Raw genomic sequence first — 17,341 nt, 5'->3', positions numbered from 1 at the left:
GAAACCTCCAGACTATTATTATCTGGAGGCAACTTATCAAAGGTGTCGTGGCCTGATCAGGCGGTGGCCACGGTTTGAATGTATTTAGCTAACGTTTGCTTCGTGTCTTCAAGAATCGCTTGTTTATCGTTTTCGATCAAGTCCAACCCTTCTGCACGGATCAATTCCATTTTAGCAATACCCATGAAATTCAAAATCGTCCGCATATAATGCGGTGCAATATCCGCGTTCACATAGCGGATATCATGTTCATAGTCACTGCCGCTAGTTTGGATATAAGCGACTTTTTGTTTGCCATCGAGCAACCCAACGGAACCATCTGCGGTATACTTGAAGGTCTTGTTCGCGATCAAAATATTGTCGATATAGTCTTTCAAGCGACTGACAATGTTAAAATTATGCAGTGGCATGAAGATCATGATCAAGTCCGCGCGCTTCCACTGCGCGATCAATTCATTTTGTTGCGCATCGATCAAACTTGGGTCGTTTAAATTTTCAGCAGTGATCTCAGGGATCGTCACTTCAGGTGCATACAACGGTAAATGCTCAATATGTGCATCTGGTAGTTGTTGTTTGATCTGCTTTTCCGTGTAATCTGCCAGTTGCTTGGTACCCCGCAACGCATTGGTATAATCTGGGTGTGCATTAATAATCAAAATATTCATAAAAGTCTTCCTTTCAAACTAATTAATAGAGGGATAACCATGATAACGATCGATCGCAATGCTGGAGAAAAAATCTACCAACAGCTTTATCATCAGATTCGTGCTGAAATTGAAACTGGTGTCAGACGTCCTGGGGCTTTGATGCCAAGTACCCGGTTTTTAGCGCAACAACTGGCGGTTAGCCGCAATACCATTGATCACGCCTATGCAGAGTTAGTCGCTGAAGGTTACCTCACCAGTATGCCTGCCAGCGGGTATCACGTGACGCACCATTTGCCCTTCGTGGTGACGCCAAGTGCTGCCCCTACTGTGCAAGCAACAACATTTGCCTATGATTTCACCGATCAGCACGACGCGATGCAGTTATTCCCGACTCAAGCTTGGCAAGCAGCAGAATTGCGTGTTTTACAACAAGGTATTCCACACATTCAACCACTCGGCGGCGACCGCACTTATCGTGAACAACTGGTCAACTATTTAGCGCGATTGAAACATCTGCATGTCACTGCTGATCAAATCATTGTCACCAGCGGTTTCAACGAAGCGGCCAATATCATTGCCCATCTTCTGCCTGATCTACAAAACTCTGGATTAGGCGTCGCTGAACCTATTGCACCGAATGCCAGTGAAGTTTGGAAAACGTTAGGGATTCCCACACACCGATTTCAAGCGCTGACTCATTTACCAAAAGCTGGTGGCTATGTGCTAAATCCAACACATAACTTTCCAGATGGTTTCGGCATGGACACGCAGGCCCGACAACAATTTGCTGACGAACTGAAGGCTACCAATTGTTATTTCATTGAGCTGGACACCGATGGCACCTTACAATACGATGGCGAATCTGCACCGGCAATCCATCATTTTCTCAACGGCGAGCGGTGCTTCTACTATACAAATTTCGATGAAACGCTTGGTGCTTCGTTATGTGCCGGCATTTTAGTCCTTCCTTCTGACTTAGTGATGACTTATCGCGGTGTTTATGGAAAATTACCGAATCGAAACTCCCAACTTCAGCAACGGATCTTGGCCCAAATGATTCAAAGCGACGATTTAGAGCGCTACTTGAGACAACTAACTGTGGTTTATCAAAACCGTCGAAAGCTATTGTTAGACACGCTGTATCAATACTTTGGTCATCATTTGTCACCGATGGGCACAGGCGCTGGGAGTTTTGTGACATTACGCTTACCTGATGGCAGCGACGCGACTGACTTCATTCAACAAGCTGCTCACGCTGGTATCGGATTAGTCGATCCTGATCGCTGCTGGCACAACTTACACCCTGCCTACCCTAGCGTGATCTTCAGCTTCCGCCAAACTAGCGATGAAACCATCATCAATGGCGTCAAAGCTTTAGCTGATGCTTGGGAACAATTCAAAGTATAGCAAGCCAGTTCAATTCTAAAAGGGCCAGTAACGCGACTTTTTATGGGACCAGTTTAGCGAGAAAACTTTTTATTGCACTCTTCCCTTGCCACATTGACCTATTTGGCGTATATTAATCTCAATCGTGCACGACTGATAAGGAGCAACTCATGACGACTCATGTTAACTTGGCCAATCAACTTTGTTTCAGCGTTTATAACGTCAATCGTTTATTTAACAAGTTTTATCAAGACGCGTTAACGGACTTCGGGTTGACCTATCCCCAATACTTACTATTGACAGTTTTGTGGAATCAAGACCACCAAGAGTTGCGTGCGCTCGGCCAAGAATTACAGTTAAATTCCAACACGTTGACCCCTTTAGTCAAACGCTTGGAAGAACGCGGCTGGGTCAAACGCGTGCATCCACAAACTGACAAACGGCGCTTGATCGTCAGCCTGACTGACCATGCAAAAGCCAGCGAAACCTCGATCCAACAGGCTTTGGCTGATTGCTTAGGCCAATACCACTTAACGGCAGCTGACTATCAACAAGCCCTTGCCTTAAATCAAAAACTGATCGCCGCCTTAGACGCTTAAGGCGGTTTGCCTTTTACTTATTAGTCGTGCACGATTAAAAATTCTGGAGGTATTTTCTATGTATGATTTTGATGTGATCATGATCGGCTCTGGCCATGCCACTTGGCACGCTGCTGTCGCTTTACAACAACAAGGAAAGCGTGTCGCGATCGTGGAAAAAGATCTTGTCGGTGGTACCTGCACCAACTATGGCTGTGATGCCAAGATCGCGCTAGACGGACCTTTTCAATTGATCGAACAACTCCAACGTTTCCAAGGCAGCGGTATTTCGGAATTACCACAAGTTGATTGGTCCACTTTAATGCCATACAAACATCAAGTGATTGATCCACTAGCGCCTACCATGACGACCTTATTCCAACAACTTGGCATTCAAATGATCACCGGTAGTGCGAAGTTGGTCGATGCGCACACGTTAACGGTTGGCGATCACACTTATTCCAGTGAATATATGGTGTTAGGCACAGGTCAACGCCCGGCAAGTTTAAACATTCCTGGCGCTGAACATATTCACGATAGCCGCGAATTTCTTGATATACCTGACATGCCAGATCGCTTAGTTTTTATCGGTGCAGGGATCATCGCGATGGAATTTGCGTCAATAGCTGCCACCATGGGTAAAATCGTTGAAGTCATTGAATTCAGCGATCGCGCCTTGGCGCCTTTTAATCAAACCTACGTGAAGCGTCTCCAAGCTAAAATGGTTTCCCAAGGCGTTGAATTCCACTTCAATGAAGCTGTTTCTAGCGTCACAAAAACTGATAACAGCTATTTGGTGACAACGGCCAATGGCTTGCGCATTGAAACCGATTATGTGTTAGGCAGTACTGGCCGGGTTTCCAATGTTGAAAATCTAGGGCTCGAAGCTCTAGGCATCAAGGCTTCTCGTCGTGGGATTGAAGTTAACGATCACTTGCAAACTGCAGTCCCAAATATTTTCGCCAGTGGTGATGTGATCGACAAACCACAAGCAAAACTCACACCAGTGGCAACTTTTGAATCGAATTACATCGCTAGTGTCATTCTAGGAAATGCTGACCCGATCAGCTACCCAGCGATCCCAAGCGTCGTTTTTGCAATGCCTCGCTTAGCTGAAGTTGGGGTTTCCGTAGCTGTTGCCGCTAAGGATCCTGACCAATATCACACTCAAGTTTTACCATTCGGCCAACAATTAGCCTTTCAGTACAAACACGCCTTAGATGCTGAAGCCACTTTGGTTTTCGACCAAGCTGGGGCCTTAGTTGGTGCAAGTTTGTATGCTGACGACAGCGAAGACTTGATCAACATATTGACGATGGTGATCAACGGCAATTACACCGCTACCATGCTACAACAACAAATTTTCGCCTTCCCTAGTGCCACTTCTGGGGTATTGGATCTGTTAGCAACGGTACTACCACGGTAATCGACTACCAAACTAAAAAGCCGTTATTTTGCTAGTTTACAATCTGCAAAATGACGGTTTTTTAGTTTTTAAAAATATCATTCACATTGTATGATATTTTTAAAACATCTCATATTTAATCGCAATTTTATGCCGTGAACGGATTCGGTAACCCGTTTTTCTCTTTATCTGCTGACGCCATCGCCCACTCTTGTGCGACTTTTTCTTCAGCCTCAGGCGAGGCATACATCTGCAGTTTATAATCGATTTCCGCTAAACTACGCGCAATTTCTTGTTGTTTCGCGACGACTTTTTCTCGATGTGCAGCTAACAAAGCACTGCGGTCTTTGGCAGTGGTCGGGCCTGCCATGACCAATTCGATATACCGGCGAATATCAGCAATTTTCATCCCAGTGTTTTTCAAGCAAACAATCGTGTGCAACAATGCCAAATCACCGTCGGTAAACGCCCGATAACCAGAGCTGTCTCGCGCCACAAATGGTAAAAGCCCTGCTTTATCGTAAAAGCGCAACGTGGAAATCGCTAAACCAGTTTTTTCAGAGACAGTTTGAATGGAATAAGCCATTTGAAATCCCTCCTTGCCCTAAAGTATAGTTTAGGGTTTATCCTCATGATAATAACCGAATCGGAGGACACATTCAATGTCAGAATTAACTTTGGTCACAGGTGGTAACGGCTTTTTAGCTTTACACATCATTCACCAACTCTTAGCAAACAATCACCCGGTACGCGCGACTTTGCGTAACTTGAATAAAGCCGACGCGGTACGCAACGCCATGGCAGCGACTGGGGTTTCAACTGATCAACTCAGTTTTGTCAAAGCAGATCTCTTAAATGACGATGACTGGCCAAAAGCCATGCAAGACGTCACCTACGTGATGAGTGTGGCCGCACCGGTGTTTGTCAATGGCGAAACCACCACTGATGAAATGAATCAAACTGCCAAAAATGGCACTTTGCGAATTTTAAAAGCAGCTAAATCAGCAGCGGTCAAGCGCGTGGTGATGACGGCAAACTTTGGTGCAGTGGGTTTTTCCAATCACACCACGCGACCAACAACTGAAGCAGATTGGACTGATCCTAACGAACCTGGATTATCCGATTACGAACGCTCGAAACTCCTCGCAGAACGCGCGGCTTGGAACTTCGCGCGCAAAGAAAATTTAGATTTCGCTACCGTCGCGGCTGGCGCGATGCTCGGGAAACCGTTAGCCGGGCATATCTCTGGTAGTTTCGGATTAGTCAATCAACTACTAGATGGCTCAAGCAAGTTTATTCCCGATATTGAATTTGTTATTTCTAACGTTGAAGACGTCGCCAATGCGCACGTCCGTGCAATGTTCACACCAGAAGCTTCTGATCAACGTTTCTTAGCGACTAATGGTGCGATCACTTTACCGCAAATTGCTACCTTGATTCGCAAACAACGACCAGCCCTTGTAGAAAAGCTCCCACATCGCATTTTACCAGCTTGGGTGATTCGCTTGGCTGCACCTTTCAGCGCACAAGCGCGCAATGGCAAGCTATTTTTGTCGATCAACCACCACCCTTCCACGCAAAACGCGCAACAACGCTTAGGCTGGCAGGCCAAACACAGCGTCAATGAAACGATCCTGACAACAGTTGACGCTTTGCAGGCCTAGTATTTGCCACTACCTGCTCAATTTGTTATGCTAGCTTCAAGGTCAATACAAATCTGCCGCCGGGCAGGCATCACCTCCATATCCTTTAGGCTAAATAGGATATGGAAGTGGTGCATTTTTTTATTTTTAGGAGGAATTAACCATGGCATGGCTTTATTTAATGATCGCAGGAATTTTTGAGGTGGTGTGGGCCACTTTCATGAAATTGAGCAACGGCTTCCACAAATTCAACTTCACAGTCCTCACCATTATCGGGATGATCATTAGTTTCGTTTGTTTAGCTGAGGCGACTCGCCGCTTACCCATGAGTCTCGCTTATCCAATTTGGACCGGGATCGGTGCTGTCGGATCGATCATCGTCGGGGTGATTTTCTTCGGTGATCGTATCAGTCCGATCACTTGGGTATTTGTCGGCTGTTTGTTGATCGGGATCATTGGCATCAAGCTCACCAGTCATTAAAAAATGGCAACCGCTATTTTCAAGCGGTTGCCATTTTGAATTATTCAATGATCAGTAATGATTTGATTGCTTCACGTTGATCCATTGCTTCATAAGCTTTTTGCGCATCATCAAGTTTAAATCGCTTGGTGAATACCCAGCCTGGGTGAATATCGCCTTTTAACACGGCATCAAGCAAAACGTGACGGTCATATGTGGTGACACTAGCAATGCCGCCGCGTAACCCAACATTGGTCCAAAACGGCGTCGCATTGGCATCAGTCGCTTCTTGTGGGACACCAACTCGTCCCACTACAGCACCGGGACGGGCACATTTGATCGCAGTATCAACTGATAACGCTGTGCCAACGCATTCCAGTACGGCATCAGCGCCGCCATCAGTCATTTCAACCACTTTCGCAATGGCTTCATCCCCGCGTTCAGCAATAATATCTGTGGCGCCAAAAGCTTTAGCTAAGGCTTGACGATCAGCGTGGCGACTCATTGCAATGATCCGCGTTGCTCCCATCAACTTAGCCGCGATCACACCACACAAGCCAACGGCACCATCGCCCATGACGACCACGGTATCGCCAGGCTTCACTTCCGCACTAGCGGCAGCATGATAACCAGTGGCCATCACGTCAGACAACGCTAACAAGTCATTAAGTTGCGCATCAGTATAATCTTCAGGTTGACCTGGGATCTTCACTAATGACCAATCGGCTTCAGTAAAGCGCACGTACTCCCCTTGAAAGCCACTGCTACCTTGCTCTTTGGCATTCAAGCAGTTGCCTTCAAAGCCAGCACGGCAAGCAGCACAATGACCGCAACCATGAGTAAAAGGTAAAATTACAAAATCCCCTGGTGCCACATGAGTCACCGCAGCACCGACTGATTCTACAATACCGATGGCTTCATGTCCGACCACAGATCCTGATTCACGCTTCGACAACCCGCGGAACCACCACAAATCAGAGCCACACACACAAGCGCGGATAATTTTGATAACGGCATCGTTTGGTTGTTCAATAGTAGGTTTTTCAAATTCTTTAACGGCCACGTGACCTGGTGCTTCAAAGACGACGGTTTTCATGTTGAGCTCCTTTTTGATTGACGACAACGACAGGTGTTGGCATGAGCCATCCCAATAGCGTGACCATCACACCAACAGCGCCAATTAAAATGATCGAATTCATGCGACCACCTCCTTTAATAACTTCAGCATACAACCTTGAAGCGACTCTAAGGCAAGGAAAACTTGAAATTTTTTTGTACAAGTCACGAAAAAACGTCGATCAACGATGATCGACGTTTCACGTGAAACAGTAACCTAAATCAAGTTGAACAGCAATGCGCCTACCGTCCCACCAACAAACGGTCCAAACACTGGGATCCAGGCGTAACCCCAATCCGAGTCGCCTTTACCAGCAATCGGAAGCACTGCATGCGCAATGCGTGGGCCGAGGTCACGAGCTGGGTTGATCGCATAACCGGTGGTACCTCCAAGTGAAAAGCCGATGGCAGTGATCAAGGCTCCCACGCCAAGCGGTGCCAAGCCTTCAGTCCACTGGCCCTTGGTAAATGCCAACAGCATGAACACCAGGACCAACGTCCCCAGCGCTTCAGAAAAGAAGTTCGCCAGCGGATTGCGAATTGCTGGACCAGTGGCAAAGGTGCCGAGGATCGCGGAAGCATCTGACGTCTCGCGCCAATGCGGCAGATACTGCAGCCAAACCAACACTGCCCCAACAAAACCGCCTAGCATTTGGGCAACAACGAACGGCACGACGCTTGTCCATGGGAAGTGACCACTGAAAGCAAACGCCAATGTGACTGCTGGGTTCAGGTGTGCTGGCCCAAGGAAAGCTGAAGCGTAAACCCCAAGTGTCACTGCCAGGCCCCAGCCCAGCGCAATGGCAAGCCAACCAGCGCCTTTGGCTTTGGATTTTTCCAACGACACCGCAGCCACGACCCCATCACCTAAAAGGACCAAAATCAAGGTACCGATAAATTCACCTAACGCTTGTGTCATCACCGTGGTCGTCATTGTGTCACCGCCTCTTTCAATGCTGTCAGCTGGCTTTCTGCAATGGCTTGATCAAGCTCAGCGGTCATATTCGCCTTCGTCATGGTATCCCAGCCCAGCAAACGTGCCATTTCGTCAATCACAGGTTGCTTTAATTGCGCAACGCTTTCCGCGTGGAATAAAATGGCGTTGGTGCGACGCAGAAGATAGTCTACCGGCGTCATGGTCATTTCTTCATTTACTGAGTAGCGTAGCGAAATTGTTTCCTTCAGAGAAAGCCCTGTCGCTGCACCGGCTTCAGCATACGTCACCACTCGACCAGTGTTGCTACCGAAGCGGTTGGCCAAGTCGGCTGCATCTGCTTCTGACATACCGGCGTCTTTGGCAATGCGCGTATAGAACTTCAGAGTATCTTCAACGTTGGTTGGATCAAAATGCCCCCCAGACACCTGAAGTTTCTTGCTGTCGATGGTTTTGACCTCTTGGCCAAACTGATCAGATAAAATCTGTCGGATCAAGGCCAAAGCGCCAGCCGCCATTTTACGATAGTCGGTGATTTTCCCGCCGGACAATGTCACCATGCCATCTGCCTCGGTTTCAAGATTAGAGCCTCGAGATACTTGCGACGGCTTCAACGTGTCTTCCGCGTGCGCTGTTTTCAACTTACTGATGGCTTGCTCGACGTCTGTACGGGTCGCCAACAAATCTTCATAGTCGTTGACGGTTTGAATCAAATGGTCGAAGCTGGCATCTGACACCTTACCAGCATTAGCACCACCCCCGTTGTAATCAGAACTACCATTAGCGGCAATCAGTGGCCGCAGCCCGACCCAACTGGCCTCAATGTCAGCAAGGGTAACGTTGGCTTTCGGATAACGGTTGTTGATCGCTGCCAGCAAGTAATCTGTGTCAGCTTGGGTGACTGTCGGATGTGCGTAGTCGCCAGTGAAGTCCGTGTCAGTGGTCCCAAAATAAGTTTTACCTTCACGCGGCACCACGAAAATCATGCGACCGTCATGCACCCCTGAGTCAAAATAAGTCGGTTGCGGAACGCTGAGCTTAGCGGCGTCGATCACCAAGTGCACCCCTTTGGTTGGACGTAGCATCGGTTGATGATCAAGTTTGTCATCCACTGCGCGTAACTTATCTACCCAGGGACCGGTGGTGTTGATCACGACTTTGGCGTGAATCTCAAAAATCTCGCCAGTCAAAGTGTCTTTGGCCTTGATGCCGATGGCCCGGCCAGTGTCGTCATGCAACACGTCGATCGCAGCCACGCGGCTAGCCACCAAGGCCCCTAACTCTGCAGCTTCTTTGATGTTTTCGATCACCAAGCGCGCATCGTTGTTCACAAAATCAAGGTACACGCCGCCGCCTACTAAATTGGTGCTTTTAAGGCCAGGTTCGCGTTGAAGGACTTCTTTTTTGTCAATCGTGTAATTGGCATACTGGGTCCCATCAACTCCGGCAAGTCGATCGTAAAGATCCATCGCGATTTTAACGGAAAACATGTCGTAAGTCGCTTCCGGTTCAGCGTAAATCGGCATCAACATTGGGAACGGTCGTGGAATATGTGGCGCGATTCCTTGCACCACAGCACGTTCCTTGACAGTGTCACTGACTACCCCGACGTCAAACGTCTTTAGGTAGCGAATCCCACCGTGTACCAGCTTAGTCGAGCGCGAAGAAGTGCCTTCTGCGAAATCTTGCATTTCGATCAAACCCGTTTTAATGCCACTAGCGGCAGCTTGAATCGCTACCCCAGCACCGGTGATCCCACCGCCGATGATAAGCAAATCCATCTGAGTCTGCTTGAGTTGCATGATGGTTTGTTGCCGTGTGCTTGCTGAAAATCCCATTGTAAGTTCCTCCTTAGTGAATCCTTTTTCCTTAATCCTTGGTTGGTGCAAACGCAATGGTTGCTGCGATTGCCCGTTGCCAGCCTGCGTATAGTTTCGTGCGCCGCGCTGCTTGCATATTCGGTTCAAAACGCTTCCCCACACCAGTCAATTGCTTGAGTTCATCGGTGTCCCGCCAAAAACCTACCGCTAGCCCTGCTAAAAAGGCTGCACCCATTGCGGTGGTTTCTAAGTTGGCCGCACGCTCAACTGGCGTACCCAAGAGGTCTGCTTGAAACTGCATCAAAAAATCGTTTTTCGCGGCCCCGCCGTCGACACGTAACGCTGGGATCTCGATGTTGGTATCTTGAATCATGGTTTCCACCACATCACGACTTTGGTACGCCAGCGATTGCAAGGTCGCCTTGATGAAGTCATTACGGGTCGTACCGCGGGTGAGGCCAAACACTGCTCCGCGGGCATCGGATTCCCAATACGGTGCCCCTAACCCAGTGAATGCCGGCACCACATACACTTCATCTTGACTAGTCGAGTCCTTGGCCGCTTGCTCTGAATCTGGTGCTGACTGCACAAGCTCCATCGCGTCTCGGAGCCACTGAATCGCGCTACCTGCCACAAACACTGAGCCTTCCAAGGCGTAAGTGACTTTACCGTTGATTCCGTAGCCAATGGTAGTCAGTAAGTTATGCGTCGATATAGTGGGTGTTTCTCCCGTATTCATCACGATGAAGGAGCCAGTGCCATACGTATTTTTCACCATCCCTGGTGACAGCGCCAGTTGCCCAAACAAAGCGCTTTGCTGATCGCCTGCCATCCCAGCGATCGGGACGCTACTGCCGTAAAAATGATAGGCTGCGGTTTGTCCGTATACCTCTGAGTTGCTACGAACTTCTGGCAACATCACCTTAGGAATATTCAAGATCCGCAAAATCTCGTCATCCCACTGCAGCGTGTGAATATTGAACAACATCGTCCGACTCGCGTTAGTGTAGTCAGTCACGTGAATGGCCCCGCCAGATAACTTCCAGCTGATCCAGGTGTCGATCGTACCGAACATCAACTCCCCTTTTTCCGCACGTTCCTGCGCCCCTGGTACTTGATCCAGAATCCAGCGAATCTTGGTAGCCGAAAAGTATGCGTCGATTAACAATCCGGTATGTGTGTGAATCAGCTCGCTGTAACCATCTGCCTTCAGTTTCTCAGCAATTGGGCTGGTTTGCCGCGACTGCCACACCACTGCGTTATAAATCGGCAGTCCGGTTTGTTTGTCCCATACCACCGTCGTTTCACGTTGATTGGTGATGCCGACGCTAGCAATTTGCCGTGGCTGAATGCCACTGTTGATAAAAGCCGTTGCAATCGTTGACAACACGGCATTCCAAATTTCGTTAGCATTGTGCTCAACCCACCCCGGTTGCGGAAAATACTGCGGAAATTCACGTTGGGCATCTGCCACGATCGTCCCTGAATGATCGATGATCAATGCCCGCGTGCTAGTGGTACCCTCGTCAATGGCGAGGACATATTGTTGGTCTCCCATCTATATTCCTCCTCGTGAATAAGATTAATACGGCTTCATGATAACGGTTCCATTTCAGAAGGTAAACTAGTTTAGAACAATTCTAATAATTTAAGTTGTCTACATTTGTATTTTACACGTCACAAATAAGTAGCCGGCGCCTTCTGGACGGTTTTTTTATTTGATTAGAAATTCGTGAGAATGATTAGAACATGTCTGTCGACATCTTTAGACCTGATCGTCACACAACGTCAACTGTTGGATCTGCAATCATTTGTCTCAATCAATCCTTTCAACCACGCAAAAACCCGGCAAACCGTTCAGTTTGCCGGGTTTAGAGATGCTGTTATGGGAGTGGCACTTTTATTGGGCGGTTTCGGCATGCGCAGAGGCAACGGTATTGTGTAGTCCGACAAACATCGTCCAAACACCGTATGCCACAATCAATGCAGCTAAAATCATCAATACGATATTGCCAAATGATGCGATGCGACTGATGCCATATAACAATACCCCAGCACCGATCGCCATGCCACCGCGCCACTCTTGACGGGTCCCTTGATCAAGCATGAAGGCATGATACGCGGCAACAGCACGTTCATCATCGCCTGACAACGTCCCAACGCGATATAACACCCGGCGACCGAGCTTGCGCGTATACACCGTACTAGCTTCAGGATCTGCATCAATGCCGACCACTTGTAGCGTTGATGCAGGCGCTTTGGCCATTTTCTCAAAATGATGCCAAGAACCATGAACGCTTGTCAATTGATAACCTCGCTTGGCCCAGCGTTTTAAATATCGTTGTTCTTTCGTCAAATCGTTGCGCAACAAGTGATAACTCAGCATATTATTCCTCCACTAATGGGTATACAGCACCTAACAAACCAGCATTATTGCGTAGGCCTGCCGCCACCACTTTCCCTAAGACTCGCGCTTTGACGTGACTAAGACCAGTGTGGCGGGTCTCTAATTCGTCAACCATCGCTTGTAAATCGGCGATGAATTGATCATTGGCAGAAATACCGCCACCGATCAAAATCAACTCAGGATCTAAGGTTGCAAATAAATTACAGCACATGATCCCCACATCAACAATGAAATCATGATAAATTGGTGTGGCGATCGCATCACCTTGATGTGCTAAAGTAATAATATCACGCGCATCAACCACTTCGTCAGCGTCATGATCGACGCGCTTCAAACTGGCATTATACCGGCGCACCAATCCTGATACCACAGCAGCATGGAAGTTTAAGGAACTGGCTTCAAGATCATCGGTCCAATCCACTTCATGGGTCACATTCCAACCGATTTCACCAGCCATCCCGTGAGCACCGCGGAACACTTCACCATTGATGACGATCCCGCCACCGATGCCGGTGCCTAAGGCGAGCAACAGATAATCTTTGACACCTTGTGCGGCACCAAGCCATGCTTCAGCAATGGTCGCGGCGTTGGCATCATTTTCCACATGGACAGGTAAACCAGTCGCTGTTGAAACGAGTTCACCTAATGGACATTCATATAAACAATCGATCGCGCCACCAGTGATCATAAACCCATCACGTTGGACAATGCCAGGGACACTGATGCCGATGGCTTGTGGGTGTTGATCAGCGTATTGTTTTACCACACTGGATAAAACACCTAACAACTCGGCGCGATCACTTGGCGTCGGTACAGCATCATGGGCCAAGATCTCGCCAATGCCTGTGACTAGGCCATATTTGATGGTTGTGCCACCAATATCAAAACTGACGTAATTATGCATATTGACTTCCCTTCTGACAATAAAAGCCCGCAGTGCGGGCTTTTACATTTAGCGATAATCTGGCGTGACGTCTGACAGATCTTCGCCATTGGTCGCAATGACATGTTGGAACCAATAGAACGAATCTTTCTTCGAACGCGCTAAGGTCCCATTGCCATCATCATCTTTATCGACATAGATCATCCCGTAGCGTTTGGACATTTGCCCAGTACCGGCACTGACCAAATCGATGAACCCCCACGGCGTGTAACCCATTAAATCGACGCCATCGACTGCGACTGCGAGCTTCATTTGTTCAATGTGATCACGCAAGTAGCTGATGCGATAATCATCATGAATATGACCATTGGCATCCAGTTTGTCGACTGCCCCAAAACCATTTTCAACAATGAATAATGGCAGGCGGAAGCGATCATTAAACCAGTTCATGGCATAGCGTAAGCCCATGGGATCAATTTGCCAACCCCATTCAGAAATCGGGACGGTTTCGTTGCGGACTTGATCGACTGCTTCTTCGTATTTAAAGGAGTCTGGTTCGTCTTTTTTAGCCTTCACAGTGTTTGACATGTAATAGGAGAAACCGATATAATCGACTTTTCCTGCTTGCAGGACATCACGATCTTCTAACGTGATATCCAAGTCAAAACCTGAATTTTCTTGATATTTGGTCAACCATGCAGGATAGTACCCTGTTGCTTGCACTTCGGCAAACCAATAACGTGCTTGCATCGCGCGTTCTGCCTTGAAAATATCGCGAGGATCAGGACTAGCTGGATATAACGGAACCATGGCGATCATCGCACCGATTTGGAAATCCGGATTGATTTGATGCCCAATTTGAACCGCTAAAGCAGAAGCCACACATTCATAATGGGCAGCTTGATACATCACCGCTTCCGCGTTTTCGCCTGGGGCCACTTTAATACCTGAGTTCGTAAACAATGCAAACGAACCAGAATATTCCGCTTGGTTGTTGATTTCGTTAAAGGTCATCCAGTATTTCACTTTGTCTTTGTAGCGTTTAAACACAGTGGTGGCAAAGTTCACGAAAAATTGGATCACTTTGCGATTCCGCCAGCCACCATATTCTTTGACCAGGTGATATGGCATTTCAAAATGCGATAAGGTAATAACCGGTTGAATACCTTTAGCTAACAAATCATCAAACAAATCATCATAGAACTTCAAGCCGGCTTCATTTGGTTCGGTTTCATCCCCATTAGGGTAGATCCGCGTCCAAGCAATGGAGGTGCGGAAACAATTGAGACCGAGTTCTGCAAACAAATCGACATCACTTTGATATTGATGATAAAAATCAATACCTTCGTGGTTGGGGTAATTTTCACCAGGTTTCACACCATCAGTGATCCGCCGTTCGACCCCGTTAGCACCGGCAGTCATCACATCAGCAACACTGACGCCTTTACCACCAGCTTGCCAGCCACCTTCCAGCTGGTGGGCAGCCACAGCGCCGCCCCATAAGAAGTCTTTTCTCAATTGTGACATCACTAAACTCCAATCCTTGTGTCAATAAAGGCGAAATCCCCTGCAGGCGGGGGAAATCCTCCTGCGTGGTATTTCGCCTCAACATGTTTACAAATTACTTAGCAGCTTCTGCTTCTTCTTCAGCCAAACGTTGTTGTTCTTGAGAGAACAGCATGTTGTCTTGGCGACGAACAAATGGCAAGTAAACGAAGAAGGTCATGACGAGCATCAAAGCTTGCCACAAAGCGGTACGCCAGCCACCAACTAAGAAACCAGAAATAATTGGCGGCGTGGTCCAAGGCACATACACACCATTGAACAGCGGAATGATCCCGATCTTGATGGCCAAATAAGTCAGACCCATGGAAAGCATTGGGGTGAGCATGAATGGCAACAGCATCATTGGGTTTAAGACAATTGGTGCACCGAACAAGATTGGTTCATTGATGTTGAACAATGCTGGAACGATTTCCAATTTCCCTAAAGACTTCATTTGTTCAGACTTCGCAAACCACAGCATGTAAACAACCATCCCGATGGTGATCCCGGCACCAGTAACAGTACCGAATTGATCAAGCAAAGCTTGGGTGAAAATGTGACCACCAGCAGCTTGGGTTAAGTTGCCAGCATGGAACAATTTGGCGTTTTCAGTCCCATTGGAAAGTAAGATCGCAGTCATGATCCCAGAAACAATGGAGGAACCATGGACCCCAAAGAACCACAGGAACGAAATCAAAATTGGTACGATCAACGCCCCACCGAAGGAATCGGTGATCCCTTGCAGTGGTGTTTGAATGACATTGTAGATAAATTGCAACATAGAAGTATGGGCAAAATGATCAAATGCCATGTAAACTAACATCCAACCGGTGACCAACACAGCTGCTGGGATCAACGCGATAAACGAGTTGGCCACGTTAGCAGGCACTTGTTCAGGCAACTTGATCGTGATGTTATGGGTAACAAACCAAGAATAGATCCAGCCAGTGATCAAACCAATGATGATCGCGGCAACCATCCCTTTACCAGCTAACCAAGAAGTATCGATAAAGCCAGTTAAGTGAGAGACGTTTTTAACTAAGACTTTGCCAGTGCCATCAACGATCGGGGCCGTTGGTTGAAGAACGACCAAGAAGCTGATCAAAGCCGTGATCCCGGCTGGCATTGGTGCAATGTGTTCGTTATGCGCCCATTCATACGCGATCCCAGTAACGGCGATCAGCGACATGACGTTAAAGGAGAAGTTCGTGGCCTGGTTGAAATATGGTACCAACCCGGTACTGTTCATCCAAGCTGCCCAAGATTCAACAGGCAAGGAAGATAAGATCAAGAACACCGACCCAATAATGATGAAAGGAATGGTGTAGATCATCCCGTCTTTTAACGCGACGATGATCTTACTGTTGGTGAACTTCATGACTTTTGGCAACAATTTGTTGTTAATGTAGTCATTCATAATATTCACTCCAATATATTAATTGCGGCTGCTAGCGCCCACACGCTAGCAGGAAAAAGTTGATCTGGGCCCAAGTAAGTTGCGTATCTGGGGGGTACGCACTAATCATGATTACATGTTACATTGTATGCGTTCGCGAGAATCTTGTATACGTTTTCTAACAATTGAGAAACACGTAGACAATCAAAAAACATGTTACGCATATGTAACATGTTCCATGAGGTCAGGACAAATTCGGTTTTTTCAGGGTAAGGTGCACTGACGCAATCATTCATGTTTGACTGCGTTCGGCATCCAGCTTATGAGCGATCATTTCAATTAAATAAACAATTGGGACTTGCGTGGTTAAATTCAAATCCCCATGAACCAAATCTGGCATATAATAGCTGATCACTAAATCGCTCATTTTCGCCAAGGTCGAATTCCCATGATTGGTGACGGCAATGATCTTCACATGATCTGGTTGCACCTTCGTCACCAATTCAATGACTTGCTGCGTCTCCCCTGATACTGACAGCACCACCATCACCGTACCTTCAGGTAAAGGCGTGTGTGCAGGAAATGGTTGGAATGGGTCCATCACTGGCAGTGATAATTTCCCAGCATTTGACCAAAAACGTGCCCCATACTGCGCCAATGAATTCCCGCTACCGATCCCATAAAACAGCACTAATGGCGCATGATCGATCAAGTCCATCGCTTGGTCGATCAACTTACCAAAGTCCACTGAATTCACTTTTGAGAAAAAGTCTGCCAATGGCATCGTGATATCATAAGTTTCCCCACGCGCGACTTCTTGCGTATGTTTGCGGTGTTGCTTTAATGCAAAGCGCAATTCTGAATAACCTTCATAACCCATTTTTTCGGCAAAACGCAAAATGGTACTGGTAGAGACATGTGCTTTTTGCGCGAGGGCGCGGATCGTCATGGTTTCGACCGCGGTTTGGTGTTTGTTGATATAGTTGTATACCACAGTTTCTAGCTCGTTGAGCGTTTGTAACTTCTCATACGGAAACATCGACACCCCTCCTAACCTCATTATAATGCGCCATTGGTATACATCGGTCAAGCGCTGTCATTTGCGATATAATGGAGACAAA

The 17,341-nt window shown here is 47.5% G+C and carries 17 protein-coding genes; 5 read left to right on the top strand and 12 right to left on the bottom strand.

Translation table 11 applies throughout. The features are described 5' to 3' along the window. Positions 1-56: 56 nt before the first annotated feature. Positions 57-665, bottom strand: coding sequence for an FMN-dependent NADH-azoreductase (locus tag EKM92_RS09015; RefSeq protein ID WP_125710023.1), 609 nt, complete (start codon positions 663-665; stop codon positions 57-59). A 39-nt stretch (positions 666-704) separates the two neighbouring features. Here EKM92_RS09015 and EKM92_RS09010 point away from each other — a divergent pair, with 39 nt between their 5' ends. From EKM92_RS09010 to EKM92_RS09000, 3 genes are all read left to right on the top strand, one after another. Continuing rightward, complete coding sequence (locus EKM92_RS09010; protein WP_125710021.1) at positions 705-2,054, top strand: aminotransferase-like domain-containing protein; 1,350 nt, start codon at positions 705-707, stop codon at positions 2,052-2,054. Positions 2,055-2,203: 149 nt separating this feature from the next. Then, positions 2,204-2,632 carry a MarR family winged helix-turn-helix transcriptional regulator gene (locus EKM92_RS09005; protein ID WP_125710019.1) on the top strand — a complete coding sequence of 143 codons (429 nt, stop codon included), beginning with the start codon at positions 2,204-2,206 and terminating at the stop codon, positions 2,630-2,632. A gap of 58 nt (positions 2,633-2,690) precedes the next feature. Continuing rightward, positions 2,691-4,037 (top strand): dihydrolipoyl dehydrogenase family protein, encoded by a 1,347-nt coding sequence (locus tag EKM92_RS09000; protein ID WP_125710017.1) that lies wholly within the window; start codon positions 2,691-2,693, stop codon positions 4,035-4,037. 127 nt (positions 4,038-4,164) lie between these two features. Here the strand turns inward: EKM92_RS09000 and EKM92_RS08995 are convergent, their stop codons facing one another. After that, entirely contained in the window at positions 4,165-4,602 is a 438-nt protein-coding gene (locus EKM92_RS08995) for a MerR family transcriptional regulator (protein ID WP_125710015.1), read from the bottom strand. A gap of 76 nt (positions 4,603-4,678) precedes the next feature. Here EKM92_RS08995 and EKM92_RS08990 point away from each other — a divergent pair, with 76 nt between their 5' ends. Both EKM92_RS08990 and EKM92_RS08985 read left to right on the top strand, forming a co-directional pair. Next, the gene (locus EKM92_RS08990) at positions 4,679-5,680 is read left to right on the top strand and encodes an NAD-dependent epimerase/dehydratase family protein (protein WP_125710013.1); all 1,002 of its coding nucleotides are present in this window, start codon (positions 4,679-4,681) and stop codon (positions 5,678-5,680) included. Positions 5,681-5,822: 142 nt separating this feature from the next. Beyond that, the gene (locus EKM92_RS08985; RefSeq protein ID WP_125710011.1) at positions 5,823-6,140 is read left to right on the top strand and encodes a DMT family transporter; all 318 of its coding nucleotides are present in this window, start codon (positions 5,823-5,825) and stop codon (positions 6,138-6,140) included. Between the two features lie 40 nt (positions 6,141-6,180). Here EKM92_RS08985 and EKM92_RS08980 read toward each other — a convergent pair whose 3' ends face one another. The 10 genes from EKM92_RS08980 to EKM92_RS08940 all read right to left on the bottom strand — a co-directional run bounded on the left by EKM92_RS08980 (position 6,181) and on the right by EKM92_RS08940 (position 17,259). Next, complete coding sequence (locus EKM92_RS08980; RefSeq protein ID WP_125710009.1) at positions 6,181-7,215, bottom strand: zinc-dependent alcohol dehydrogenase family protein; 1,035 nt, start codon at positions 7,213-7,215, stop codon at positions 6,181-6,183. Continuing rightward, a complete protein-coding gene (locus EKM92_RS13815) occupies positions 7,196-7,318 on the bottom strand; it encodes a hypothetical protein (RefSeq protein WP_263853891.1) in 123 nt (40 codons plus the stop codon). The genes EKM92_RS08980 and EKM92_RS13815 overlap by 20 nt, the downstream gene beginning before the upstream one ends. 134 nt (positions 7,319-7,452) lie before the next feature. Continuing rightward, positions 7,453-8,157, bottom strand: coding sequence for an MIP/aquaporin family protein (locus EKM92_RS08975; protein WP_191988953.1), 705 nt, complete (start codon positions 8,155-8,157; stop codon positions 7,453-7,455). A gap of 8 nt (positions 8,158-8,165) precedes the next feature. Continuing rightward, entirely contained in the window at positions 8,166-10,007 is a 1,842-nt protein-coding gene (gene glpO, locus EKM92_RS08970) for a type 1 glycerol-3-phosphate oxidase (protein WP_125710005.1), read from the bottom strand. 31 nt (positions 10,008-10,038) lie between these two features. Further along, positions 10,039-11,547, bottom strand: a complete 1,509-nt coding sequence (gene glpK / locus EKM92_RS08965) for a glycerol kinase GlpK (protein WP_125710003.1) — start codon at positions 11,545-11,547, stop codon at positions 10,039-10,041. Positions 11,548-11,889: 342 nt separating this feature from the next. Then, positions 11,890-12,375, bottom strand: coding sequence for a hypothetical protein (locus EKM92_RS08960; RefSeq protein WP_125710001.1), 486 nt, complete (start codon positions 12,373-12,375; stop codon positions 11,890-11,892). Position 12,376: 1 nt separating this feature from the next. Continuing rightward, positions 12,377-13,300 carry an ROK family protein gene (locus EKM92_RS08955; protein WP_125709998.1) on the bottom strand — a complete coding sequence of 308 codons (924 nt, stop codon included), beginning with the start codon at positions 13,298-13,300 and terminating at the stop codon, positions 12,377-12,379. Positions 13,301-13,348: 48 nt separating this feature from the next. Next, positions 13,349-14,806 carry a 6-phospho-beta-glucosidase gene (locus EKM92_RS08950; protein ID WP_125709996.1) on the bottom strand — a complete coding sequence of 486 codons (1,458 nt, stop codon included), beginning with the start codon at positions 14,804-14,806 and terminating at the stop codon, positions 13,349-13,351. Positions 14,807-14,900: 94 nt separating this feature from the next. Next, entirely contained in the window at positions 14,901-16,241 is a 1,341-nt protein-coding gene (locus tag EKM92_RS08945; RefSeq protein WP_125709994.1) for a PTS sugar transporter subunit IIC, read from the bottom strand. A gap of 271 nt (positions 16,242-16,512) precedes the next feature. Beyond that, entirely contained in the window at positions 16,513-17,259 is a 747-nt protein-coding gene (locus EKM92_RS08940; protein ID WP_164509954.1) for a MurR/RpiR family transcriptional regulator, read from the bottom strand. Positions 17,260-17,341: the final 82 nt, after the last annotated feature.

Origin of the sequence: Lacticaseibacillus porcinae, assembly GCF_003946305.1 — a bacterium.
Lineage (GTDB): Bacteria > Bacillota > Bacilli > Lactobacillales > Lactobacillaceae > Lacticaseibacillus > Lacticaseibacillus porcinae.
The sequence above is the reverse complement of the archived record's forward strand: the minus strand, read 5'-3'. Positions and strand labels throughout refer to the sequence as shown.

Bases quoted from the DNA above. Each gene is read 5' to 3' on its own strand.
- EKM92_RS09015 (WP_125710023.1), bottom strand. From the start codon at position 665: ATGAATATTTTGATTATTAATGCACACCCAGATTATACCAATGCGTTG.
- EKM92_RS09010 (WP_125710021.1), top strand. From the start codon at position 705: ATGATAACGATCGATCGCAATGCTGGAGAAAAAATCTACCAACAGCTT.
- EKM92_RS09005 (WP_125710019.1), top strand. From the start codon at position 2,204: ATGACGACTCATGTTAACTTGGCCAATCAACTTTGTTTCAGCGTTTAT.
- EKM92_RS09000 (WP_125710017.1), top strand. From the start codon at position 2,691: ATGTATGATTTTGATGTGATCATGATCGGCTCTGGCCATGCCACTTGG.
- EKM92_RS08995 (WP_125710015.1), bottom strand. From the start codon at position 4,602: ATGGCTTATTCCATTCAAACTGTCTCTGAAAAAACTGGTTTAGCGATT.
- EKM92_RS08990 (WP_125710013.1), top strand. From the start codon at position 4,679: ATGTCAGAATTAACTTTGGTCACAGGTGGTAACGGCTTTTTAGCTTTA.
- EKM92_RS08985 (WP_125710011.1), top strand. From the start codon at position 5,823: ATGGCATGGCTTTATTTAATGATCGCAGGAATTTTTGAGGTGGTGTGG.
- EKM92_RS08980 (WP_125710009.1), bottom strand. From the start codon at position 7,215: ATGAAAACCGTCGTCTTTGAAGCACCAGGTCACGTGGCCGTTAAAGAA.
- EKM92_RS13815 (WP_263853891.1), bottom strand. From the start codon at position 7,318: ATGAATTCGATCATTTTAATTGGCGCTGTTGGTGTGATGGTCACGCTA.
- glpO (WP_125710005.1), bottom strand. From the start codon at position 10,007: ATGGGATTTTCAGCAAGCACACGGCAACAAACCATCATGCAACTCAAG.
- glpK (WP_125710003.1), bottom strand. From the start codon at position 11,547: ATGGGAGACCAACAATATGTCCTCGCCATTGACGAGGGTACCACTAGC.
- EKM92_RS08960 (WP_125710001.1), bottom strand. From the start codon at position 12,375: ATGCTGAGTTATCACTTGTTGCGCAACGATTTGACGAAAGAACAACGA.
- EKM92_RS08955 (WP_125709998.1), bottom strand. From the start codon at position 13,300: ATGCATAATTACGTCAGTTTTGATATTGGTGGCACAACCATCAAATAT.
- EKM92_RS08950 (WP_125709996.1), bottom strand. From the start codon at position 14,806: ATGTCACAATTGAGAAAAGACTTCTTATGGGGCGGCGCTGTGGCTGCC.
- EKM92_RS08945 (WP_125709994.1), bottom strand. From the start codon at position 16,241: ATGAATGACTACATTAACAACAAATTGTTGCCAAAAGTCATGAAGTTC.
- EKM92_RS08940 (WP_164509954.1), bottom strand. From the start codon at position 17,259: ATGTTTCCGTATGAGAAGTTACAAACGCTCAACGAGCTAGAAACTGTG.